This is a genomic window from Agrobacterium sp. MS2 (assembly GCF_003261015.1).
Lineage (GTDB): Bacteria > Pseudomonadota > Alphaproteobacteria > Rhizobiales > Rhizobiaceae > Agrobacterium > Agrobacterium pusense.
On record NZ_QLNF01000008.1, the window covers coordinates 45,847 to 69,876 of the forward strand.

At 59.7% G+C, this 24,030-nt stretch carries 20 protein-coding genes; 18 read left to right on the plus strand and 2 right to left on the minus strand.

Going from position 1 to position 24,030, the window contains the following annotated elements; translation table 11 throughout:
* Position 1 precedes the first annotated feature (1 nt).
* The 8 genes from DOU54_RS03215 (at position 2) to DOU54_RS03250 (ending at position 10,696) form a co-directional block, all read left to right on the plus strand.
* A complete protein-coding gene (locus DOU54_RS03215) occupies positions 2–1,138 on the plus strand; it encodes an ABC transporter permease (protein ID WP_113730618.1) in 1,137 nt (378 codons plus the stop codon).
* Between the two features lie 12 nt (positions 1,139–1,150).
* A complete protein-coding gene (locus tag DOU54_RS03220; RefSeq protein ID WP_113730620.1) occupies positions 1,151–2,818 on the plus strand; it encodes an ABC transporter ATP-binding protein in 1,668 nt (555 codons plus the stop codon).
* A gap of 23 nt (positions 2,819–2,841) precedes the next feature.
* Positions 2,842–4,215, plus strand: coding sequence for an alpha-glucosidase/alpha-galactosidase (locus tag DOU54_RS03225; RefSeq protein WP_113730622.1), 1,374 nt, complete (start codon positions 2,842–2,844; stop codon positions 4,213–4,215).
* Between the two features lie 416 nt (positions 4,216–4,631).
* On the plus strand, positions 4,632–5,696 hold the full coding sequence (locus DOU54_RS03230; RefSeq protein WP_022563844.1) for an HlyD family secretion protein: 1,065 nt from the start codon (positions 4,632–4,634) through the stop codon (positions 5,694–5,696).
* 11 nt (positions 5,697–5,707) lie between these two features.
* Positions 5,708–8,476, plus strand: a complete 2,769-nt coding sequence (rbbA, locus tag DOU54_RS03235) for a ribosome-associated ATPase/putative transporter RbbA (RefSeq protein WP_113730624.1) — start codon at positions 5,708–5,710, stop codon at positions 8,474–8,476.
* Positions 8,473–9,591, plus strand: coding sequence for an ABC transporter permease (locus DOU54_RS03240; protein WP_064264170.1), 1,119 nt, complete (start codon positions 8,473–8,475; stop codon positions 9,589–9,591). The genes rbbA and DOU54_RS03240 overlap by 4 nt, the downstream gene beginning before the upstream one ends.
* 138 nt (positions 9,592–9,729) lie before the next feature.
* Entirely contained in the window at positions 9,730–10,332 is a 603-nt protein-coding gene (locus tag DOU54_RS03245) for a hypothetical protein (protein WP_193603293.1), read from the plus strand.
* A gap of 217 nt (positions 10,333–10,549) precedes the next feature.
* On the plus strand, positions 10,550–10,696 hold the full coding sequence (locus tag DOU54_RS03250; protein ID WP_004444643.1) for a DUF1127 domain-containing protein: 147 nt from the start codon (positions 10,550–10,552) through the stop codon (positions 10,694–10,696).
* A gap of 496 nt (positions 10,697–11,192) precedes the next feature.
* On the opposite strand, the gene DOU54_RS03255 is transcribed toward DOU54_RS03250, so the two are convergent.
* Entirely contained in the window at positions 11,193–11,636 is a 444-nt protein-coding gene (locus DOU54_RS03255; RefSeq protein WP_006700295.1) for a response regulator, read from the minus strand.
* 479 nt (positions 11,637–12,115) lie between these two features.
* Here DOU54_RS03255 and ftsZ point away from each other — a divergent pair, with 479 nt between their 5' ends.
* The 3 genes from ftsZ (at position 12,116) to DOU54_RS03270 (ending at position 15,093) form a co-directional block, all read left to right on the plus strand.
* Complete coding sequence (gene ftsZ, locus DOU54_RS03260; RefSeq protein ID WP_004444641.1) at positions 12,116–13,078, plus strand: cell division protein FtsZ; 963 nt, start codon at positions 12,116–12,118, stop codon at positions 13,076–13,078.
* Between the two features lie 241 nt (positions 13,079–13,319).
* Positions 13,320–14,018 (plus strand): GntR family transcriptional regulator, encoded by a 699-nt coding sequence (locus tag DOU54_RS03265; protein ID WP_004444640.1) that lies wholly within the window; start codon positions 13,320–13,322, stop codon positions 14,016–14,018.
* A gap of 109 nt (positions 14,019–14,127) precedes the next feature.
* Positions 14,128–15,093 (plus strand): dihydrodipicolinate synthase family protein, encoded by a 966-nt coding sequence (locus tag DOU54_RS03270; protein ID WP_006700297.1) that lies wholly within the window; start codon positions 14,128–14,130, stop codon positions 15,091–15,093.
* A 291-nt stretch (positions 15,094–15,384) separates the two neighbouring features.
* On the opposite strand, the gene DOU54_RS03275 is transcribed toward DOU54_RS03270, so the two are convergent.
* Complete coding sequence (locus DOU54_RS03275) at positions 15,385–16,422, minus strand: Ldh family oxidoreductase (RefSeq protein ID WP_006700298.1); 1,038 nt, start codon at positions 16,420–16,422, stop codon at positions 15,385–15,387.
* Positions 16,423–16,865: 443 nt separating this feature from the next.
* Between DOU54_RS03275 and DOU54_RS03285 the strand changes: the two genes are divergently transcribed.
* The 7 genes from DOU54_RS03285 (at position 16,866) to DOU54_RS03315 (ending at position 23,873) form a co-directional block, all read left to right on the plus strand.
* Entirely contained in the window at positions 16,866–17,672 is an 807-nt protein-coding gene (locus tag DOU54_RS03285; RefSeq protein ID WP_004444630.1) for an ABC transporter substrate-binding protein, read from the plus strand.
* A 69-nt stretch (positions 17,673–17,741) separates the two neighbouring features.
* Positions 17,742–18,407, plus strand: coding sequence for an amino acid ABC transporter permease (locus DOU54_RS03290; RefSeq protein WP_004444628.1), 666 nt, complete (start codon positions 17,742–17,744; stop codon positions 18,405–18,407).
* Between the two features lie 12 nt (positions 18,408–18,419).
* Positions 18,420–19,073: an amino acid ABC transporter permease gene (locus DOU54_RS03295; RefSeq protein ID WP_006700301.1), complete on the plus strand. Its 654-nt coding sequence runs from the start codon at positions 18,420–18,422 to the stop codon at positions 19,071–19,073.
* Positions 19,066–19,788, plus strand: a complete 723-nt coding sequence (locus DOU54_RS03300; RefSeq protein WP_004444624.1) for an amino acid ABC transporter ATP-binding protein — start codon at positions 19,066–19,068, stop codon at positions 19,786–19,788. The genes DOU54_RS03295 and DOU54_RS03300 overlap by 8 nt, the downstream gene beginning before the upstream one ends.
* Positions 19,788–21,029 (plus strand): NAD(P)/FAD-dependent oxidoreductase, encoded by a 1,242-nt coding sequence (locus tag DOU54_RS03305; RefSeq protein WP_113730628.1) that lies wholly within the window; start codon positions 19,788–19,790, stop codon positions 21,027–21,029. The genes DOU54_RS03300 and DOU54_RS03305 overlap by 1 nt, the downstream gene beginning before the upstream one ends.
* A 110-nt stretch (positions 21,030–21,139) precedes the next feature.
* Positions 21,140–22,834: a cis-3-hydroxy-L-proline dehydratase gene (lhpI, locus tag DOU54_RS03310; RefSeq protein ID WP_113730630.1), complete on the plus strand. Its 1,695-nt coding sequence runs from the start codon at positions 21,140–21,142 to the stop codon at positions 22,832–22,834.
* Between the two features lie 10 nt (positions 22,835–22,844).
* Positions 22,845–23,873: a trans-3-hydroxy-L-proline dehydratase gene (locus DOU54_RS03315; RefSeq protein WP_113730632.1), complete on the plus strand. Its 1,029-nt coding sequence runs from the start codon at positions 22,845–22,847 to the stop codon at positions 23,871–23,873.
* Positions 23,874–24,030 lie beyond the last annotated feature (157 nt).

The window sequence follows — 24,030 nt, forward strand, 5'->3', positions numbered from 1 at the left end:
GATGATGGCGTTTGACGAGATGAAAACCGAAACGGCCGCCGCGGCAAAACCCGACCGCTCCGCCAATGGCAACGAGACCTATCTGGCGCTTGTCTGGCGGCGTCTTAGACGATCCTTCACGGGTATGGTCGGGCTGGTACTAGTGGTGCTGCTGATCCTCATCTCCATTTTTGCGGACTTCTTCGCGCCGATGAACCCGCTCGAAACCCATGGCAGCTTTTCGCCGCCGGAGGTGGTCCGGTTCACCGACAAGGACGGCAATTTCAGCCTCGCGCCACGCGTCTATGCCATTGCGGAGACGGAAGAGCTCGATCCGGTCACCTTCCAGCCGATCGTCGGCCCGGATTACGACAGTCCCGTCTATCTCGGCTTCTTCGTGAAGGGTGCGGAATACAAACTTCTGGGTCTCATTCCGATGAGCCGGCATTTCTTCGGCTCTACCGATGGCCAGCCGGTGCATTTTCTCGGAACGGACAAGTTCGGGCGCGACGTGCTGTCGCGCGCCATTTATGGCTCGCGCATCTCGCTTGCCATTGCACTCAGTGTTGTCGCCATCGTTACCGTCATAGGCACCAGCGTCGGGCTGATTTCCGGCTATTTCGGCGGGCCGCTGGATGCCTGGGTGCAGCGTTTCGTGGAGGTGGTGCTCGCCTTCCCGCAATTGCCGCTCTACCTCGCGCTGACTTCCCTTATTCCCGTCACCGCACCAACAACCGTGTTCCTCGTCTTTGTGGTCGGCGTCATGTCGGCGCTTGGCTGGGCGCAGATGTCGAGGGAGGTGCGCGGCAAGACGCTGGCACTGGCGCGGATCGATTATGTCCGGGCGGCGATCGCTGTTGGCGCCACCGACAGGCGCATCATCTTCCAGCACATCCTGCCGAATGTGATGAGCCATGTGATCGTCGCGGTGACCTTGCATATTCCAAGCGTCGTGCTGCTCGAATCCTTCCTCGGTTTCCTCGGCTTTGCGGTGAAGCCGCCGCTGATCTCCTGGGGGCTGATGCTGCAGGATACCGCTACCTATTCGGTCATAGGTTCCTATCCCTGGATTCTTGCACCGGTCGGTTTCGTGCTGGTCACCGTCTTTGCCTTCAACGCACTGGGCGACGGCCTGCGCGATGCCGTCGATCCCTATTGAGAGGAGCGTGACATGGTAGCTGCCCTGAACAACACCTTCGCCCCCGCCATCCGCTTCGACGCGGATGATCGTCAGGATAACGCCATCATCGATGCCCGCAACATTGCCGTGACCTTCAAGGTGGAGCACGGAATGGTGGAGGCCGTGAAGGACATTTCCTTCCAGCTTTACCGGGGTGAGACCATCGCCATCGTCGGCGAATCCGGTTCGGGAAAATCGGTCACCGCCCGCACCGTCATGGGCTTGTTGACCAAGCGCGCCACAGTCGCGAAATCGGCAGTCGTCCGGTTCAACGGCGACGACATCCTGAAATTCTCGTCGCGCCAGCGCCGGGCGCTGCGCGGCAATCGCATCTCGATGATCTTTCAAGAGCCGATGAGTTCGCTGAACCCGATCTATACGATCGGCAGCCAGATTGTAGAGGCAATCCGCGTCCACTCGAAATTGAGCAAGAAGCAGGCAGAGGCGAGGGCGCTCGATCTGCTGCGTCAGGTGCAGATACCGGAGCCGGAAGCGCGGCTCAAACAATACCCGCACCAGCTTTCCGGCGGCCAGCGCCAACGCGTTATGATCGCCATGGCGCTCTCCAATGATCCTGACGTGCTGATTGCCGACGAACCAACGACTGCGCTGGATGTGACGGTACAGGCGCAGATACTCAACCTCATCCGGGATCTCCAGAAGAAGCGCGGCATGGCCGTGGTCCTCATCACCCATGATCTGACGATCGTGAAGCAGTTTTCCGATTACGTCTATGTCATGCAGCATGGCGAGATGCGTGAGCACAATACCACGGAGCGGCTGTTTGCAGCGCCGCAGCATCCCTACACGAAAAGGCTGCTTGCTTCCGAACCTCGGGGCACAGCAAAGCCGCTGCCGGAGAACGCCGGCGTCCTCCTGACGGCAAGCGGCGTGCGCGTTTCCTTCATGATGCGATATGGCGGCCTGTTCAAACCAGAACTCAAGGAGCTGATAGCGGTCGACAGTCTCGGCTTGACGCTCAGGCGGCACGAGACACTGGGGCTCGTGGGTGAATCCGGCTCCGGAAAGACGACCTTCGGCCAGTCCCTGCTCCTGTTGAACGACCCTGTGGGCGGCGAGGTTGTTTTTGACGGTCAGAGGGTCGATGGCCGTTCCCGGGCTGATATGCGGCCTCTGCGGTCGCGTATGCAGATCGTCTTCCAGGATCCGTTTGCCTCGCTAAACCCGCGCATGACCATTGGCCAGATCATCGAGGAAGGTCTCATCATCAACGGTCTTGGCAAGACAAAGGCCGAGAGGCTGGACCGGGTGCGCGACGCGCTGGAGGCGGCGGGTATGCCCGGCAACATCCTCTCGCGTTTCCCGCATGAGTTCTCCGGCGGCCAAAGACAGCGCATCGCCATTGCCCGCGCAGTGGCGCTGGAGCCGGAATTCATCCTGCTCGATGAGCCGACCTCCGCACTCGATCTTTCCGTGCAGGCGCAGATCATCGATCTCCTGCGCAAGCTGCAGGATGAGCGTGGCTTGAGCTACCTGTTCATCTCCCACGACCTGAAAGTGGTCCGCGCCCTTTGCCACCGCGTCATCGTCATGCAGCGCGGGCGGATTGTCGAAGAGGGGCCTGTCGAGGACGTGCTCAGTCAGCCAAAAACTGAATATACACAGCGGCTTGTGCGAGCTGCTTTCGAAATCGCTTGAATTCCCAATTGCCGGAGGTAGACATGGCAAGAGATCCCAAGATTGCATTCATCGGCGCAGGTTCCACGGTGTTCATGAAGAACATCATCGGTGACGTGCTGCAGCGTCCGGCCCTTTCCGGCGCCACAATCGCGCTGATGGATATCAACCGTGAAAGGCTGGAAGAAAGCGCCATCGTCGTCAACAAGCTGATTTCGACGCTCGGTGCAAAGGCGAAGGCCGAGACCTATACCGACCAGAAAAAGGCGCTTTCCGGCGCGGATTTTGTTATCGTGGCGTTCCAGATCGGCGGATACGAGCCGTGCACGGTCACTGATTTCGAAGTGCCGCGTAAGTATGGGCTGCGCCAGACCATTGCTGACACACTTGGCGTCGGCGGCATCATGCGCGGCTTGCGCACCGTGCCTCACCTCTGGAAGATTTGCGAGGACATGCTGGCCGTCTGCCCGAACGCCATCATGTTGCAATATGTAAATCCCATGGCGATAAACACCTGGGCGATTGCCGAAAAATACCCGACGATCCGGCAGGTGGGTCTTTGCCATTCCGTGCAGGGCACGGCGATGGAACTCGCCCATGATCTCGATATTCCCTATGAGGACATCCGTTATCGTTCGGCCGGCATTAACCACATGGCGTTCTTCCTGGAATTCGAACATCGCCAGCCGGACGGGAGCTACAAGAATCTCTACCCCGATCTCGTGCGCGCCTATCGCGAAGGCCGCGCGCCAAAACCCGGCTGGAACCCGCGCTGCCCCAACAAGGTGCGTTACGAGATGCTGACGCGGCTTGGTTATTTCGTCACCGAAAGTTCCGAACATTTCGCCGAATACACACCCTATTTCATCAAGGAAGGCCGTGAGGACCTGATCGAGAAATTCGGCATCCCGCTCGATGAATATCCGAAGCGCTGCATCGAACAGATCGAGCGCTGGAAGGGCCAGGCGGCGGCCTATCGTTCGGCCGAAAAGATCGAGGTCAAGCAGTCGAAGGAATATGCCTCCTCGATCATCAATTCGGTCTGGACCGGCGAACCATCGGTCATTTACGGCAACCAGCGCAACAATGGCTGCATCGCCTCGCTGCCATCGGATTGCGCGGCGGAAGTGCCGTGCCTGGTCGATCATAACGGCGTGCAGCCCACCTTCATCGGCGAGTTGCCACCGCAGCTCACCGCGCTGATGCGCACCAACATCAATGTTCAGGAGCTGACCGTGCGGGCGTTGATGAGCGAAAACCGCGACCACATCTTTCACGCCGCGATGATGGACCCGCATACTGCGGCGGAACTCGATCTCGATCAGATTTGGTCGCTGGTGGACGATCTGCTGCTGGCCCATAGTGACTGGCTGCCGGAATGGACGCAGGCGGAGGTGAAGCGGGCGCGGGCTGTGTAAACATCATCGCCCTCAATAACGGATCGGAGGTGTGCAGCGAGCCCACATCATCCTTCCGCAAGCGCTATCGAAGACCCTACTCTGTCATCCTCGGGACAAGCTCGAGGATGACGTCCGATTGTCGAGGGGATGGCGCGGCATCGGTATGATCGCATGGTACTGTCGGTGTTCTCAAAGGTGAGCCGGTTAACTGCCGGCGAACGGGAGGCGCCTTGATGACGCTCTCCATTAAATCCTTTCGCCGCTTGACTTGTGTCAAGGCTGCAGGCCGCTCTCTGGCGTAGACAGTCCCGGAAACCGGTTATTCCGCTTTCAGTGCGGGAAATACCAGGTACGAATTATGAACGTGATGGTGGCTGGCTTCTTCAGTTTTATCGTACTACGGTTGAAACCTGAAGGGTTCATGGGGAAGACGGATGTCTAAAAAGGGCTTGCTCATTGGTCTGGCGGTTGTGGTTCTGGCCGTGGCCGGCTATTTCGCCTGGTCGAAGCTGACGGCCGAGGGCCTGCCTTCGGGATTCGTGGCCAGTAACGGTCGCATCGAGGCCGTCGAGATCGATATCTCCACCAAGACCGCCGGCCGCCTTCGGGATATTATGGTCCGTGAGGGTGATTTCGTGAAGGCCGGACAGGTTCTGGCGCAGATGGATACGGCCCAGCTGGAGGCGAGGAAACGCCAGGCGGAAGCACAGCTTCGCCGTGCGAAAATAGCAATCGACACGGCCCACAGTCTTGTCGCCCAGCGTGAAGCGGAAAAGACGTCGGCGCTTGCGGTGGTGGAACAGCGAAAGGCCCAGCTCGATTCCGCCTCCAAGACCAATGCACGCTCGAAACAATTGCTGACGGGCAATGCGGTCTCGCAGCAGATCGTCGATGACAGCGAGGCCGCCGAGCAGTCCGCCCGCGCAACGCTCGCCTCTGCGCAGGCCTCGCTTGCGGCTTCCGACGCCGCGATCAACGCCGCCAAGGCGCAGATCGTCGACGCCGAAGCGGCGGTAGACGCCGCACAGGCTGACATCGAGAGCATCGAGACTGACATAGCCGATGCGACGCTGAAATCGCCCCGCGACGGTCGCGTGCAATATCGCATCGCCCAGCCCGGAGAAGTGCTTTCCGCCGGTGGAAGGGTTCTGAACCTCGTCGATCTCGGCGACGTCTATATGACGTTTTTCCTGCCGACGGCCGAGGCTGGCCGCACGTCGATGGGGTCTGATGTTCGACTGATACTGGATGCCGCCCCCCAATACACCATTCCGGCAAAAGTGTCCTTCGTCGCGGATGTCGCGCAGTTCACGCCGAAAACGGTGGAGACCGAAGAGGAACGCCAGAAGCTGACATTCCGGGTAAGGGCGCAAATCCCCCAGGCACTTCTGCAGAAATATATTCAATATGTGAAAACAGGGCTGCCCGGCATGGCCTATGTCCGGCTTGATCCGGAGGCCGCCTGGCCGGAGAATCTCGAACGCAATCTCGTCAAGTGAGGGTGGCCGCTATGGTCGCGCCTCCAGAAACGAATGACAGAAACGCACCCGTTGCGCGATTGACCGATGTGCGGTTGACCTTCGGAAGCACGGTTGCGCTGGACGACATATCGGTCGAGATACCCGCCGGGCTGATGATAGGGCTCATCGGGCCTGACGGCGTCGGCAAATCGAGCCTGTTGTCGCTGGTCTCGGGCGCGCGCGCCATCCAGAAGGGCAAGGTAGAGGTTCTGGGCGGCGACATGTCCGATCCGCGCCACCGTGAGGATACCTGCCCGCGTATCGCCTATATGCCGCAGGGCCTTGGCAAGAACCTCTATCCCACCCTGTCAGTCTTTGAAAACATCGACTTTTTTGGCCGGCTGTTCGGACAGGACGGAAGGGAACGGCAGGCGCGTATCGCCGAATTGCTCAAGAGCACCGGCCTCGAACCTTTTGCCGATCGTCCCGCGATGAAGCTCTCCGGCGGCATGAAACAGAAGCTGGGGCTCTGCTGCGCGCTCATCCACGACCCGGACCTGCTGATCCTGGACGAGCCGACGACAGGCGTTGATCCTTTATCGCGGCGGCAGTTCTGGGAACTGATCGACTCTATCCGTGCCGGGCGTCCGGGCATGAGCGTCATCGTCGCAACGGCTTATATGGAGGAGGCCGCCGGTTTTGACTGGCTGGTTGCCATGGATGGCGGCAAGATTCTTGCCACCGGCTCGCCCGCCGAACTTCTCGACCGCACCGCGGCACCCAATCTCGACGCCGCCTTCATCGCGCTTCTTCCCGAAGAAAAGCGCAAGGATTACCACGAAGTCCATATCGCGCCACGAAAGCCGACCGGTGAAGGTGATTATGCCATCGAGGCATCCCACCTTAGCATGCGTTTCGGCGATTTCACCGCCGTCGACAATGTCAGCTTCAAGATTCCGCGCGGCGAGATTTTTGGCTTTCTCGGCTCCAATGGCTGCGGAAAATCCACCACCATGAAGATGCTGACGGGGCTTCTGGCCGCCAGCGAAGGAGAGGCGAAGCTCTTCGGACACAAGGTGGATGCGAGCGACATGGCGATCCGCCACCGCGTCGGTTACATGAGCCAGGCCTTCTCGCTCTATTCCGAACTGACGGTGCGGCAGAACCTTGATCTGCACGCCCGCCTGTTCAAGCTGCCGGAAGAGGCAATTCAACCGCGTATCGCCGAAATGGCGGAGCGTTTCGATCTTGGCGCGGTCATGGACACGCTGCCGGACGACCTGCCGCTTGGCATCCGGCAGAGGCTGTCGCTTGCGGTGGCGATGATCCATTCGCCCGATATTCTCATCCTCGATGAGCCGACCTCTGGTGTCGACCCGGTGGCGCGTGACGGCTTCTGGCAAATCCTCGCCGATCTCTCGCGCAACGATAATGTCACCATCTTCATCTCCACCCATTTCATGAACGAGGCGGAGCGCTGCGACCGGATTTCGCTGATGCATGCCGGCAAGGTGTTGATCAGCGATACGCCCGATGCGATCACCAGGAGCCGTAATGCCGCAACACTTGAAGAGGCTTTCGTCGCCTATCTGGAAGATGCTTCCGGGGTTACGAGGGACGCGCCTGCGACAGCATCTGTGGCAGCAGCGGACGTGCCGGTGACGCAACATGCGGCGCCCTCCCGCAAGAGATTTTTCGATTTCAGGCGCATGTTCAGCTATACGCGCCGCGAGGCACTGGAACTGCAGCGCGATCCCATTCGCGGCACGCTGGCCGTGCTCGGCAGCGTCATCCTGATGTTCGTCATCGGATACGGCATCAATCTCGATGTCGAGGACCTGACTTTCGCGGTGCTGGATCGCGACGATTCCACTATCAGCCGCGATTACGTGCTCGACATTGCCGGCTCCCGTTATTTCATCGAGAAGGAACCTATCCGGGACTATGCCGATATGGACCGGCGGATGCGTGATGGCGAACTGAGCCTTGCCATAGAAATTCCTCCTGGCTTTGGCCGCGATGTCTTGCGCGGCAAGACTGTGGAGGTAGGGGCCTGGATAGACGGCGCCATGCCGCAGCGGGCGGAGACCGTTCGCGGTTACGTGCAGGGCATGCATCAGACATGGCTGGCGCGGAAGGCCGCCGAAATTTACGGCAGCGCGGCCACGCAAAGCAGCTTCAGCATCGAAACGCGCTATCGTTACAATCCCGACGTCAAGAGCCTTGTCGCCATGGTGCCGGCGGTCATTCCGCTGCTTCTCATGCTCATCCCCGCAATGCTGGCGGCCCTCAGCGTCGTCAGGGAAAAAGAGCTCGGTTCGATCGTCAATCTATACGTGACGCCGACCACGCGGCTGGAATTCCTGATCGGCAAGCAGCTTCCCTATGTCGCCCTTGGCATGCTCAATTTCGTACTTCTGACGGCATTTGCGGTCTTCATCTTTCAGGTGCCGTTCACCGGAAGTTATCTCGCTTATGCGACGGGCGCGCTGCTCTATGTCATCATCGCCACATCCATCGGCCTCCTCATGTCTTCCTTCATGAAGAGCCAGATTGCGGCAATCTTCGGCACGGCTCTTCTGACGCTCATTCCGGCGACGCAATATTCGGGCATGATCGATCCCGTCTCGTCGCTGCAAGGGGCGGGCGCCTTTATCGGCAACGTCTATCCTGCCACCTATTTCATGACCATTTCGCGCGGAACTTTCTCCAAGGGCCTGGATTTCGCCGGACTTTCCGGCTCGTTTCTGCCGCTTCTCATTGCCATTCCACTGCTCCTCATTGCCGGCGCTGCACTTTTGAGAAAACAGGCGTCATGAGGCTTTTTTCGTCCAACATCTTCCAGCTCGGCATCAAGGAACTGCGCGGTCTCGCGCGAGACGGAATGCTGATGCTGCTTATCGTCTATGCCTTCACGCTGCAGATCTATACCGGTTCCAGCGCGCTGCCGGAGACGCTGAACAACGCGGCCATCGCCATTGTCGATGAGGATCAGTCGCCGCTTTCCAGCCGCATCAGCACGGCGTTTTATCCGCCCTATTTCTCCCCGCCGAAGCAGATTTCCATCGCTGAAATGGACAAGCGCATGGATGCGGGCCTCGATACCTTCGCGCTCAACATTCCCCCGGATTTCCAGCGCCGGCTGATGGCCGGACAGCAGCCGGCCATCCAGCTCAATATCGACGCCACCCGCATGAGTCAGGCTTTCAGCGGTGGCGGTTACGTGCAGAGCATCGTGACGAGCGAAATACAGGAGTATGTCGACCGCTATCGCGGCGCGACCTCGGTGCCGGTGGACCTCACGCTACGTTCCCGCTTCAATCCGGAACTGGACAAGTCCTGGTTCGGCTCGATCAACAACATCATCACCGCCATTACCATGCTATCCATCGTGCTGACGGGGGCGGCGCTCATTCGCGAGCGAGAACACGGAACGGTCGAGCATCTGCTGGTCATGCCGGTGACGCCGCTGGAAATCATGCTCAGCAAGGTGTGGTCCATGGGGCTGGTCGTGCTGATGGCCTCTGCATTTTCGCTGTTCGTGGTGGTGAGGGGCCTGCTTGCCATTCCCATCGAAGGCTCGCTTTCGCTTTTCCTGCTCGGAACGGCATTGCAACTCTTCGCCATGACTTCCATGGGAATTTTTCTCGCGACAGTCGCCGGGTCCATGCCGCAATTCGGCATGTTGCTGATCCTGTTTTTGTTGCCGTTGCAGGTGCTTTCCGGCGCCATGACGCCTCGCGAAAGCATGCCTGATATCATCCAGTACATCATGCTTCTTGCGCCAAACACCCATTTCATCATCCTGGCGCAATCGGTGCTTTTCAGAGGGGCGGGGCTGGATGTGGTCTGGCCGCAACTGCTGGCGCTGCTGGCCATCGGCTCGGCTCTTTTCGTTTTTGCGCTTCGCCGGTTCAGGCGTTTCCTGCGCTGACAGCATCGGGATCACGCGCATGTTTCAGCCGATTCCACGTAAGTTGAATTAATTGTGTTCGGTAACGGTATGTTCGCCTTCCGCGATTATGCCTATGAGGACGGCTGGGTAAAGCGAGCTTTGTTCAGGAGTAGCACGATGAATATTGCAGCACGTCTGTCGACGGCAGCCATGGTCGCACTGGCTGCCACGTCATCTTTCGCGTCGGAGGATATGACCTCTGAGACGAGTGAGGCGATATTCGGCTTCGCTGGCCCCATGACGAAAGAAGACATGCTGAAAAGCGCGGCGCTTATTCCCGTGGACTATGAAAGAAATGCTGTCATCGGCGGCGGCTATCAGTTCTATCCTTACCGTATCGGCAATATAAAACTGGGCGGCGAGGTCGGCATGGCCGTCAGGTTCGGCAAGGGCTTCACCGGCGAGGTGTGGGCGGGCCCGGTCGCGCGTTATGAACAGATCAGGCTTGGAGAGCGACTGTTCATCACCCCAAGTTTTACAGCAGGGCTCAGCATTGTTACGGATGCGCAGCCGGGCCGCGAGCGCGAACAGGAAATCAAGGACGACGGCAACGCCAATGTCCTTTTTTATCTGGGGCCGGAAATCAACGTGTCTTTCAGCGAGGATTCCTCGACGGAATTCTTCTGGCGCCTCCACCACCGTTCCGGTGGCGGCAAAACACTTGGCAACATGAAGGGCGCCACAAACGCCAACGTGTTCGGAGTCCGCTACAAATTCTGAGCCGCCGCGCCGTTATAAGGTCCTGCGAACTGTCTGAATTTCAGCCATGTCTCTGTTTCAACGCAAACCGGCGCCAGCAACCCTTGCGTCTGACGCATGGGTGGATTGCCTTATTCTGCCTGTTAATTCCCCATTGGAAAGCGCATATAGAGGTCATCGAAGGACGCCGGAACGAAAACGTTACTGACGTCACCTAAACCTCAGAAAGGGTAATGTCATGAACGTAGCACGCAGCTTCAACAATTGGCGCAAATATCGTCAGACCATCACCGAACTCGGCCGCATGAGCACCCGTGAACTGCACGATCTCGGTATCGATCGCAGCCAGATCACCAGTGTCGCTCGCGCCGCTGTAGGCAAGTAAATAGGGCGATACCGCCACATTCTGAATGCTTCAACGCCCGCTTTGCGGGCGTTTTTGTTTGGTTTGAAAATGAAGGCACATCATTGGGGGCGTCTGACAGCGAGGCGGCGGTCTCGCCGCTTGCACGACATTCTTCTCGATTGCTGTCGAGGTTCCGTGCAGGTTGGGAAATCGGTAAAGGCCGGGGCCGCGAGACGCGGATAAGAGCCCGGTATTGTCCTTCGTGACGGATGCCATGCGCTCGACGCATATCTGCGCTGCAACCTTGTGCCTGTCAAATGCGCAGGGAAATGGTATGTTCCTCTCATCGAAACGGATGTACCTCCTCCCACATCCTTTTCGTTAAGCGGGTGATCCTACTCCTCCTCCCAAAGGATTGCCCCGGGGACAGCGGTTTTCCTCCTCCCATATCGCTGTTCATCTTTTCAGAAAGCCTGCCGCACCTCCTCCCGCGGCAGGCTTTTTTGTCTTTGGCCGTTTTCCTCGTCAGTATATCTCAGTCGAATGCCATCATGCCGATGGGCGTCACGGCACGGGTGCCTGCGCGTCTGGCGAGTGCATAAGTGAGGCATTGTTCGACTGCATCTTGCGGAACGGGCTTGGCGATGACGCCGGCGCCGATGCCGAGATTGACCACGACCTCGGGGTTCGCGGTCATGAAGATGACCACCACACCGTGCTCTTCGGAAAGCCGTCGCCCGATCTCCGGCCCGGTTTGTCCATCGGCAAGATTGACGTCGACAAAGGCAATATCGGCGCGGCGGCCAAGTGCCACAGCATCATCCAGCTTGTTGGCGATCCCGATGACGTCTGCCTCTTCATCCGCCTGAAGAATGGAATCCTCTATGTCCATGGCGATGAGGAACTCGTCTTCCACGATCAGTACCCGCGGCTGCTCCATGCGGAAGCCGGGTTCACTCTGCAAAACGTCTGCCAACATATGCCTGCCTCCATTGAGTACGCTACCAAGCACCGAACTGAAAAAATATGCCGCGGTTTGGGGTCGTCTGGTGCTTCGACAATATCTGGAGCGTCGGGACTGTTTGATCTCATCACCCGCCGCCTCAGCACGGTCGGCAAGCAAACACCCGGCGGGCCAACTCGTTCCAAAGTGAGATAAACATAGTGAATGGAGTGTAAACAACGTGCCTTTTGGGCTATCACCTCTTGATAGCGAAGCAGTTGATTCGGTTTGGTTTTCATCCGGGGGAAGGGTGGAGGAACGTCGCCGTAGCGCATCTTTCGCCGCTGGAGCACCAGTCTTTTGGCCGCAATCGGTCCTTAAGGCTTACATGGAAATTCAAGACGTTACGGCCTCCTTCGCGCGCCAGGAAGGAAGAGCGGGAACGCCACCGATCAATCGCGTGCCGCGGTCAAAACCGGCGCGAGACCCTATGAATTTGGAAAGAGAATTAGACGATGACACAGTCTCCGCGCGCCACCATTGCCCGCAACACTCCCAACATCGCCGTCGTCGGAGTTGGTGGCGGTGGCGGAAACGCGATCAACAACATGATTGCCGAGGGTATCGGCGGCGTCGATTTCATCGCGGCCAATACGGATGCGCAGGCGCTGAAGAAGACCAATGCGCCACGGCTCGTGCAGCTCAGCTCAGAACTGACGGGCGGGCTTGGAGCGGGTGCTGATCCCGAGGTTGGCCGGCAGGCTGCGATCGATTCCCTCGATGAGATCATGGATCACCTGAGCGGCTATGATATGTGTTTCATCACCGCCGGCATGGGCGGCGGCACCGGGACGGGTGCGGCACCCGTTATTGCCGAAGCCTGCCGTGCAAAGAACATTCTCACAGTTGGTGTCGTCACGCTTCCTTTCAGCTTTGAGGGCGTGCGCCGCATGCGGGCTGCTGAGTACGGTTTCGCCAATCTGCTCAACACGGCCGATACCGTCATCGTCATTCCCAACCAGAACCTGCTGCGCATTGCCGATGCCGGCACCACCTTCGAAAATGCGCTCAAAACCGCCGACAAGGTGCTGTCGCTCGGCGTGCGCTGCATCACCGATCTCATTTTGCGTGAAGGTCTGGTCAATCTCGATTTCGCCGATGTGCGATACGTCATGAAGAATGGCGGTCGGGCGCTCATGGGCACCGCACAGGCCAAGGGCGAAAAGCGTGCTTCGGAAGCAGCGGCAGCGGCCATTGCCAATCCGCTGCTCGGCGAGCCCTCGCTGAAGGAAGCCCGTGGCGCGCTGGTCTCCATTTCCGGCGGCAACGACCTGACGCTTTACGAGATTGATGAAGCGATGACGCTGGTACGTGAGGCTGTCAGCGAGGAAACCGATGTGGTGATGGGCGCTTCGTTCGACCCAACGCTGGACGGCGCTTTCAAGATTTCCGTCGTGGCCACCGGCCTGCGGAACTGATCTCCGACTAAGGCGTCGCATCGCCGCTGGAAGCCGCTATCCGCCGCTTCGGCCGTGAAAGCGCGATAAAGACGTCTGCGCCACAAACCGAACGATCGAAAGCCGTCGCGGGCAATTTTCGCGACGGCTTTTTGTTGTTTTTGAACAATTATTCCGTCATGCAAGCCAGCGACCCGGTGACACGTCGTTGATAACGAAAAAATATAATAGTACTCTTTATGTCGACAAGAAGGATTTGATTATGACGGATATAATTGCTTCTGCCGAGCGCAAGCGCGGCTCCGGTGTGAAGATGGTCTACGATCTGCTGCGCGACGAGATTCTTGATCTCGTCCTGCCACCCGGCAGTCCAATCGATGAAGTGCAGCTTGCCGAACGATTCAAGATGTCGCGAACGCCGATCCGTGAGGCGCTGGTACGGCTTTCGGGCGAGGGGCTGATCGATACGCTGCCGAACCGCTCCACCATGGTGTCGAACATCGATTTCCTCAACATGCACACCTATTTCGATGCGCTGGTCTTGATGTACCGGGTAACGACCCAGCTTGCCGCGCAATATCACCGTCCGGAAGATCTGGCTGGCATTCGCGCCCATAATGCGGAATTCGCGGTTGCGGTGGAGGAGCAGGATGCGCTGGCGATGATTTCCACCAACGCCGCCCTTCATCTTTCCATCGCGGAGGCCGGACGTAACCCCTATTTCACCAGCCTGTTCAAGCGGCTGCTGGACGAGGGGCGGCGCATTCTCAGGCTTTATTACCAGTCCTATGACGATCGTCTGCCGAAGCGCTTTGTCGATGATCATGAAGAGATGATCGAGGCGATTGCCGCACGCGATATCGCTCTTTCCGAAAGGCTGGCGCGGGAGCACGCTGAACAGATCGTCCGGCAGGTGCAGAAACTGCTGGTGCGAAACGAACGGCTGGAAATAAATCTGTAGCTTGTCGATTTCTTGTCGACAAATAAAATACAAGATAGTAATGTCCCTCTCGAAAGGGTGGCGCGGACGTGCGTCCATTCCCGAAAAACATGTCCCTTAGGAGCTAGTAATGACGGCCAGCATTTTTTCCGGCGTGATTCCCGCCTTGATGACCCCCTGCAAGGATGATCGCACCCCCGATTTCGATGCGCTTGTTCGCAAGGGCAAGGAACTGATCGCCGATGGCATGTCCGCCGTGGTCTATTGCGGCTCCATGGGCGACTGGCCGCTCCTGACGGACGAGCAGCGCATGGAAGGCGTGGAGCGTCTGGTGAAGGCCGGTGTTCCCGTCATCGTCGGCACCGGAGCGGTCAACACGGCGTCTGCCGTTGCCCATGCCGCCCACGCCCAGAAGGTTGGCGCCAAGGGCCTGATGGTCATTCCCCGCGTTCTGTCGCGCGGTTCGGTCATCGCCGCCCAGAAGGCTCACTTCAAGGCGATCCTCTCGGCTGCACCGGAAATCCCTGCCGTCATCTATAACAGCCCCTATTATGGTTTTGCGACCCGCGCCGATCTCTTCTTCGCGCTGCGCGCCGAGCACAAGAACCTCGTTGGTTTCAAGGAATTCGGCGGCCCGGCCGATATGCGTTATGCGGCTGAAAACATCACCAGCCGCGACGATGAAGTCACGCTGATGATCGGTGTCGACACCGCTGTCTTCCACGGCTTCGTCAATTGCGGCGCAACCGGCGCCATCACCGGCATCGGCAACGTGCTGCCGAAGGAAGTCATCCACCTCTGCAAGCTGTCGCAGGCTGCCGCCAAGGGTGACGCCGATGCCCGCGCACGCGCCTTGGAACTGGAACAGGCGCTGGCCGTTCTTTCGTCCTTCGACGAGGGCCCGGATCTGGTTCTCTATTTCAAGCACATGATGGTGCTGAAGGGCGACAAGGAATACACGCTGCACTTCAACGAAACAGATGCACTGACGGACAGCCAGCGCGGTTATGTCGAAGCACAGTTCAAGCTGTTCAACAGCTGGTACGCTGACTGGAGCAAGCTTCCCGGCGCAGTGCAGGCCTGCAAGGCTGCCTGAGATATTGCTGCCGTGAAAAAAAAAGGCCCGCAACTGCGGGCCTTTTTTGCATGTGATGAGGTTTGATGTCTCTCCTCCGTCATGCCGGACTAGATCCGGCATCCAGCCAGGGCGCGTCTGCGCCGTGAAAGGTCTCTTCCGCGATCAAGGACTTGATCGCGCTGGACCCCGGATCTAGTCCGGGCTGACAGGGCGGGGATGCTATGCAGTCGCAAAAAAAACGCTGAGTGACGTTGTGTCGTTATGAAGGCCCGCAATTGCGGGCCTTTTTTCATTTCCCCATCCAAATGGTCAGGAAACGGCGTCCAGCCCCTTTTCCAGCAGCCGGTCGAGCCCGGCCATTTCGGCGGCGGTAAGCGTGATGCCTTCGCTTTCGGATTTGGCGCGGGCAGTGAAGCGGCGGCCCGAGGGCAGGCGGGCGCCCTGGCCGATAATGGCGTCGAACAGCACTTCCGCGCGCTGGAAGGGATCGCCGGGGCGGCCCTTGGCAAAGGCTTCAGGTGAAAAAGCGACGATCAATTCGCCATGGGTGGGGGCAAGCGTGGTGGTGCCGAGAAATTCAAGCGCTTCGGGGCTGGTGAGATCGCCGATCATGATGCCGGCGAGAAGCTCGATCATGGTGCCGATGGCCGATCCCTTGTGGCCGCCAAAGGGCAGCATGGAACCGGCAAGGGCCGCCTCCGGGTCGGTCGTCGGCTTGCCGTCGGCATCCAGAGCCCAGCCTTCCGGCAGGGGCTTTCCGGCCCGCCGGTGTAGTTCGATTTCACCGCGGGCCGCAACCGACGTCGCGAAATCGAAGACATAAGGAGAGGTGTCCTTGCGCGGCCAGCCGAAGGCGAAGGGGTTGGTGCCAAGCAGAGGCTTGGTTCCGCCGGTGGGCGCGACGGTGGAATAGCTCGGGCACATGACCAGCCCGGCGAGACCGTTTTCGGTCAGCCCTTCGACTTCCGGCCAGAGCGCCGAGAAATGCGTGCAGTCATTGACGACGAGTGCTGCGATGCCCGAGCGTCTCGCCCGCTCCACCAGAACCGGCAGACCGAGTTCGAAGGCGGGGTTTGCGAAGCCGCCATGGGCATTGACCTTGACGATGGCCGTGCCGTCGTCTTCGGCCACTTCAGGTATCGCATCCGGATTCACCTTGCCGGCCTTGACGGTGCGGAGCGCGCCTTCGATACGGTAAATGCCGTGCGATTTGCAGGCATCGCGCTCACCGGCGGTGATGACGCGTGCCAATGCGCCCGACTGCACCTTATTGAGGCCCGCCTTGCTGAAAATCGCCTCGACCCGCGTCGAAAGCTCTTCAATGGTCAAGGTGGTGGTGTCGCTCATCATTATCCTCCGATGTCGGGCTCGCACATTTTGAATACATAAAGTATACAAAGGTGTGAGTATTGCAACGTGTCTTTTCGATGAACTCAGTCACAGCAGAAGGCCACCCTCTCAAACACGAAGATACCTCAAGTCCTCATTCCTGTGCTCGTCACAGGATTGCAGTCGACGCGCGTCTGCGCGTCGGAAAGCCTATTTCGGTCCAAAGACTTGGGCTGGGTAGATTCCTGGGACAAGCACAGGCTTGAAGGATGCTGAATGTTTAGCCCACCTTGTCCGCTCCCCCGCGTCGACTCGCGTAATCATCCGCGACACCTCATCAGTTCGCAGATGCAAAAAATTCTTTTTGTATACTCATTGTATTTTTCTATTGATTTCTCAGCCCCACAGGGAAATAGTGACCGCGCCTTCAAGGGCAGACCAATTCTGGGAGCAAATCAAGAATGAAAAAATCGGTCATTTTCGCCGGCCTGCTGGCCGCCACTTCCGCTATCACCCCGGCCAAGGCCGACAAGCTTGACGACATCATCTCGTCTGGCACGCTGCGTTGCGCGGTTGTGCTCGACTTCCCGCCCATGGGCGCGCGCGATGACGCCAACAATCCTATCGGTTTCGACGTCGATTATTGCAACGACCTCGCCAAGGCGCTCGGCGTCACGGCTGAAATCGTCGAGACGCCGTTCCCCGAGCGTATTCCGGCACTGATGTCCGGCCGCGTCGACGTTGGTGTCGCTTCGACCTCCGATACGCTGGAGCGCGCCAAAACGGTTGGCATGACCGTGCCTTACTTTGCGTTCGAAATGGCCGTTACCGCCAACGACAAGTCCGGCGTCAAGTCCTTCGAGGACATGAAGGGCAAGACGGTCGGCGCAACCGCCGGCACGTTCGAAGCCATTGCGCTTGAAAAGTCGGTCAAGGAGTGGGGCGTCGGCGAATTCCGTCCTTACCAGACCCAGGCTGATGTGTTCCTTGCCCTGAGCCAGGGGCAGATCGATGCCACCGTTTCCACGTCGACCGTTGCGCAGTCCAACGTCAAGAGCGGCAAGTTCGCCGGTATCTCGGTGGTCGGCAAGGCGCCTTACGACATCGATTACGTCGCGCTCTTCACCAACCGGGATGAATACGGCTTCATCAACTACCTGAACCTCTTCATCAATCAGCAGGTTCGCACCGGCCGCTACGCCGAGCTCTACAAAAAATGGGTTGGCGGGGAAGTGCCTTCGCTCACCGTCAACGGCGTTTATCGCTGATCAGGACTTTTCGGAAACGGCGCGGTCGAATGATCGCGCCGTCGATCGTTTCTGAAAGGTGAGACGGTTATGTTCAACTACACATTTCACTGGAATCAGGCGCTGAAGGCTTTGCCGCAGCTTCTGGACGGTGCGGTGGTGACGCTGCAGATCGCCATCCTGTCGATGGTCATCGGCGTGTCCTGCGCCATCGTGCTGACGTTGTTCCGGCTTTCGGGCAACCGTATCCTCGGCGCCTTCGCCTCGGTCTGGGTGGAAATAGCCCGCAATACGCCGGCGCTGTTCCAGATCTACATGGCCCATTTCGGGCTCGGCAATTTCGGCATTCATCTGAGCCCCTATACCGCGCTTCTCGTTGGCATCGCCTTCAATAATGCCGGTTATCTCGCGGAAAATTTCCGTGGCGCGCTGAAGGCCATTCCGGATACGCAGACGCGTTCGGGCCGCTCGCTCGGCATGACCTCGATGCAGACCTTCAGGCTGATCATCCTGCCGCAGATGCTGCGGGTTGCTTTCCTGCCGGCCACGAACCAGATGGTCTGGGCAATCCTCATGACCTCGCTCGGCGTCACGGTCGGCATGAACACGGACCTCGCCGGTGTCACGCAGGCCTTGAACGCCCGTTCGTTCCGCACCTTCGAATTTTTCGCGCTCGCCGCGGTCATCTATTACGTGATCGCCAAGATCGTCACGCTCGCCGCCAGATTGCTGGCCGCGCGTCTGTTCCGTTACTGAGAGAGGTGAGTCATGTTTGAAACCGCTCTCACCTGGAGTGATCTCGCCTTCCTGGCCAAGGGTGCCGGCATGACGCTTGCCGTCACCGCCGTCGCCGTCACGGCAGGCACCATCATGGGGATCATCTTCGGCGTCCTCCGCTTCCAGCTCGGGCCTTACTGGGCCCTGCCGCTCACCTTCGTTCTGGATGTCTTCCGTTCCGTGCCGCTGCTTATCCAGCTGGTTCTCGGCAATGCCTTCCAGTCGATCGCAAAGCTCGGCTGGCCACCCTTTACGACCTCCTGCGTGGTTCTGTCGCTTTATACCGCGGCCTATTGCACGGAAATCGTGCGTGGCGGCATCGAAGCGGTGCCCTCGAACACCCGCCGCGCCTGCCGGTCGCTCGGTATGACCTGGTCGCAGGACATGCGGTACATCGTTCTGCCGCTTGCCACGCGCGTGTCGCTGCCGGCCTGGATCGGCCTGACGCTGGGTGTCATGAAGGATTCAGCGCTCGTCCTTTGGCTCGGGCTCATCGAGCTTCTGCGTGCCTCGCAGATTCTCGTGACCCGCCTGCAGGAACCGCTGACCATCCTGATGATCTGCGGCGCCATCTACTTCCTTATCAGCTTCCCCATCGCCCGTTTTGGCGGGTATCTCGAAAGACGGTGGTCCCCCAATGATTGAGATCGAAAACGTCCGCAAATCCTTCGGCCCGCTGGAGGTTCTGAAAGGGATCAACCTCACCGTCAACAAGGGCGAGGTCGTCACCATCATCGGCGGCTCCGGTTCCGGCAAGTCGACGCTGCTCACCTGCATCAACGGCCTCGAGCCGATCGACAGCGGCAAGATCGTCATCGATGGCACCGAGGTGCATGCAAAGTCGACCGACCTCAACAAGCTGCGCCGCAAGGTTGGAATCGTCTTCCAGCAGTGGAACGCCTTTCCGCATCTGACGGTGCTTGAAAACGTCATGCTGGCGCCGCGCAAGGTGCTCGGTATTTCGAAAGAGAAGGCCGAAGAAATTGCGGTCAAGCAATTGACCCACGTCGGCCTTGCCGAAAAGCTGAAGGTCTATCCGAACCGCATGTCAGGCGGCCAGCAGCAGCGTATGGCGATCGCCCGCGCGCTCGCCATGTCGCCGGAATACATGCTGTTTGACGAAGTCACCTCGGCGCTTGATCCGATGCTGGTCGGCGAGGTGCTCGACACGCTGAAGATGCTGGCGGATGAGGGCATGACGATGATCTGCGTCACGCACGAAATGGCTTTCGCCCGTGATGTCTCGAACCGCGTGGCCTTCTTCCATCAGGGCGTGATGGCCGAGATCGGCACGCCAGATCAGTTGTTCGGCGCACCACAGCATCCCGAGACGCAGAAGTTCCTGGCGAGCGTTCGGTAATGCCTGCAAATGATGTCATCGTCATCGGGGCCGGCGTTGTCGGCCTCTCGGCGGCAATCGCGGCGCAGGGCCGCGGTCTTTCGGTCACGGTGATCGACCGTGAGGGACCGGCGGCGGGCGCTTCTGCCGGCAATGCCGGCGCCTTCGCCTTCACCGATATCCTACCGCTCGCGTCGCCCGGCATTCTCTGGAAGGCGCCGAAGTGGCTGCTCGATCCGCTTGGGCCGCTCAGCGTGCCGCCGGCCTATGCGCTGAAGATCGCGCCTTGGATGTTCCGGTTCTGGCGGGCCTGTGCCGCCTCGAAGGTGGAGCACTCAACTGCAGCGCAGACGGCGCTGATGGACCTTTCCAGGGCGGAACTGGAGCCGTTCCTCAAAAGGACCGACACCATTGCCATGCTGCGCAAGGAAGGCAACCTCCAGGTCTATGAAAGCGATGCGGAATTCGAAGCGTCACTCGGCGGCTGGAAGGCGCGTGAGCGCCACGGTATTGAGTTCCGGCATCTGAACGCCGAGCAGATGGCCGAGATACAGCCCGGCATCGCGCCGCGCTTCACCTGCGGCACGTTCACGCCTGGCTGGTATTCCATTGCCGATCCCAGGCTTTACACACTGGCGCTGGCCGACCATTTTCGCACCATGGGCGGACGTATCGAATGCCTCGATATCGCGTCGCTCCGGCCGTTGGAGGATGGGGTCGAGGTGGTTAGCCATGACGGCCGCACGCGCAAGGCAGGCCGGGTGGTACTGGCGGCAGGCGCCTTTTCGCACCGCATTGCACGTTCGCTCGGGGAAAAAATTCCGCTGGAAACGGAACGGGGCTATAATACAACCCTGCCTTCAAGCGCATTCGATCTGCGGACGCAGGTGACCTTCGGCGGCCATGGTTTCGTCGTTACCCGGCTTTCCTCCGGCATCCGCGTCGGCGGTGCGGTCGAGTTGGGCGGGCTGGAGCTTCCGGCCAATTTTGCCCGATCCGAAGCGCTGCTGGCCAAGGCGAAAGCCTTCCTGCCGGGCCTGAAAACCGAAGGCGGCAAGCAGTGGATGGGCTTTCGCCCCTCGCTGCCGGACAGCCTGCCGGCCATTGGGCACGCGCGACACACGGCGCGGGTGGTCTACGCCTTTGGCCACGGACATCTGGGACTGACGCAATCTGCGGGTACGGCGCGCATCGTCGCCGACATTCTGACGGGGCAAAAACCCGCCATCGACATAAGCGCTTTTTCGCCGCAACGTTTCTAGAGGATTTCGGCTTTTCCCCGAAACGCAAAAATTCTCTAGCACTTTTTCACGCATTTACCGGGGCTCAAAGCGCGACGCGCTTTACTGGAAATGCCTTAGGGAGATTTTCGATGTCTTCTGCCGTTCCGCAAGCCCGCAGCATTCTTACCGGTGCGGCCGAAGGCCCCGTGATCTCCACGACGGAAGCGCTGAGTTTCTGGGGCGGTGTCGATCCCGCCACCGGCAGGGTGATCGACGTGCATCACCCGCTGCACGGCGTCAGTCTCACCGGCGGCGTGCTCTTTATGCCGACCAGCCGGGGCTCGTGCACAGGGTCTGGCGTTCTGCTCGACCTTATTCTAACGGGCCGGGCTCCATCCGCTCTCGTTTTCTGCGAGGCGGAGGATGTGCTGACCTTGGGCGCACTTGTCGCGGCGGAAATGTTCAAGCGGGCGCTGCCGGTCGTCCGTCTCGACCCCGAAAATTTTGCCCGCTTTTCCCGCGCGGCCCATGTTCGCATCGATGAAAACAGCATCGAGGCCGATGGCCTTTCGCTTGCCATAGCGCATCCCGCGACTGCCCGTCTCGATCTCACGGGTGACGACCGCGCGATGCTGGAAGGGCGCGACGGCATCGCCGTGCGCCAGGCCATGCGCATCATCGTCGCCATGGCAGCCCAGCAGGGCGCTTCCGCGCTCGTTAACGTCACACAGGGCCATATTGACGGCTGCATCTATGCCAGCCCCGCCAATCTCACTTTCGCGGAAAAAATGGCTGAGATGGGTGGCAGGGTCCGGGTGCCGACGACCATGAACGCCATTTCGGTGGACAAGGCCAACTGGCGGGCACAGGGCGTGCCGGATGATTTCGGCGATCCGGCGGCGAGGCTGGCGGATGCTTATGTGCGCATGGGCTGTCGGCCCACCTTCACCTGTTCGCCTTACCTGCTCGACAGCGCGCCGGGCGCGGGTGAATCGATTGCCTGGGCGGAATCGAACGCGGTGATTTTTGCCAATACGGTGCTTGGTGCACGCACTGCCAAACATCCCGATTTCCTCGATCTATGTATCGCGATGACGGGCAGGGCGCCGCTTTCGGGTGTTTACCTGGAGGAAAATCGCCGGCCCCAGCGCATCGTGGACGTGGTGCTGCCGCAAGGGATAGACGATGCGTTCTGGCCGCTCGTCGGTTATCTCGCCGGCAAGGCGGCCCCCGATTGCATACCGCTGCTGCGCGGGCTTGGGGCTGCGAAACCATCGCGGGATGATTTGAAAGCGCTCTGCGCTGCCTTCGGCACCACCTCCTCAGCGCCCATGCTACATATCGAGGGCGTTACGCCGGAAGCCGGCATTGCGCCTCTGGAAACGGCCGACACGGTCAGCATTTCGCTTGCCGATATGGCGGCCGGGTGGTCGCTGCTGAACGAGGGACCGGAGGAGGTGCAACTGGTCGCCATCGGTAGTCCCCACGCGTCGCTGGAGGAGTGCCGCGCCCTCGCGGCTGTTTTCGACGGTCGCAGGCGCCGTGCGGATGTCGCCGTCATCGTCACAGCCGGCCAGCAGGTCATCGATGCAGCTGCCCACGACGGCACGTTGAAAAGCCTAAAGGATAGCGGTGTACAGGTACTGCCTGACCTCTGCTGGTGTTCTATTTCCGAGCCGGTCTTCCCGACGAAGACGCGCGCCTTGATGACCAATTCCGGCAAATACGCCCATTACGGACCCGGCCTCAGCGGCCGCGCGGTGCGCTTCGGCAGCCTTGCCGATTGCGTCGAGAGCGCGTTGACCGGCCGTGCCGCTTCCCGTCTTCCCGCCTGGCTTTCCTGAGGAGAATCCAATGCGCAGTATAAAGACCGTTCATGTCATTTCCGCCCATGCGGAAGGCGAGGTGGGGGATGTGATTGTCGGTGGCGTCAAGCCCCCACCAGGCGAAACGATCTGGGAACAGAGCCGTTTCATCGCCCGTGACGAGACGCTTCGCAACTTCGTGCTGAATGAGCCGCGCGGCGGCGTATTCCGCCACGTCAATCTGCTGGTTCCGCCGAAACATCCTGATGCGGATGCCGCCTTCATCATCATGGAGCCGGAGGATACGCCGCCCATGTCCGGGTCTAACTCCATCTGCGTGTCCACCGTCCTTCTCGATGGCGGTATCGTGCCGATGCAGGAGCCGGAAACCCATATGCTGCTGGAAGCTCCCGGCGGGCTGGTGAAGGTGCGTGCCGAATGCCGCAACGGCAAGGCCGAGCGTATTTTCGTGCAGAACCTGCCAAGCTTCGCCGCGAAGCTTGATGCCGAACTCGAGGTCGAAGGCCTTGGAAAGCTCAAAGTGGACACGGCCTACGGCGGCGACAGTTTCGTTATCGTCGATGCCGAAGCAATGGGTTTCAGCCTGAAACCGGAAGAGGCGCACGAGATTGCCCGCCTCGGCGTGCGCATCACCAACGCCGCCAACAAGGCTCTGGGTTTCGATCATCCCGAAAACCCGGACTGGCGGCATTTTTCCTTCTGCCTGTTCGCCGGCAATGTGGAACGCACGGCCGAAGGCCTGCGTGCAGGGGCGGCCGTCGCCATCCAGCCGGGCAAGGTGGACCGCTCCCCCACCGGCACGGCGCTTTCGGCCCGTATGGCCGTGCTGCATGCACGCGGCGAAATGAAGGAAGGTGAAACGCTGACGGCGGTGTCGCTGATCGGCTCGACCTTCACGGGCCGTATCCTCGGAACCACAACAGTCGGCGACCGACCGGCCATCCTGCCGGAAATATCCGGCCGCGGCTGGATCACCGGAATACACCAGCACATGCTCGATCCATCGGATCCATGGCCGGAAGGGTATCGTCTGACGGATACCTGGGGTGCGAGGTAAGGGCGTTACAGGTCACTCGGGTGAAATGGTGAGTACGCCACAGCGGTGCGGCATTTTTGTTCTCCCCGCCGGGGAGAAGGTGGCCCGAAGGGTCGGATGAGGGGGCTACGTTAGCGATATTCGGAGAGCTTGCCCCCTCATCCCGCTGCCGCGGACT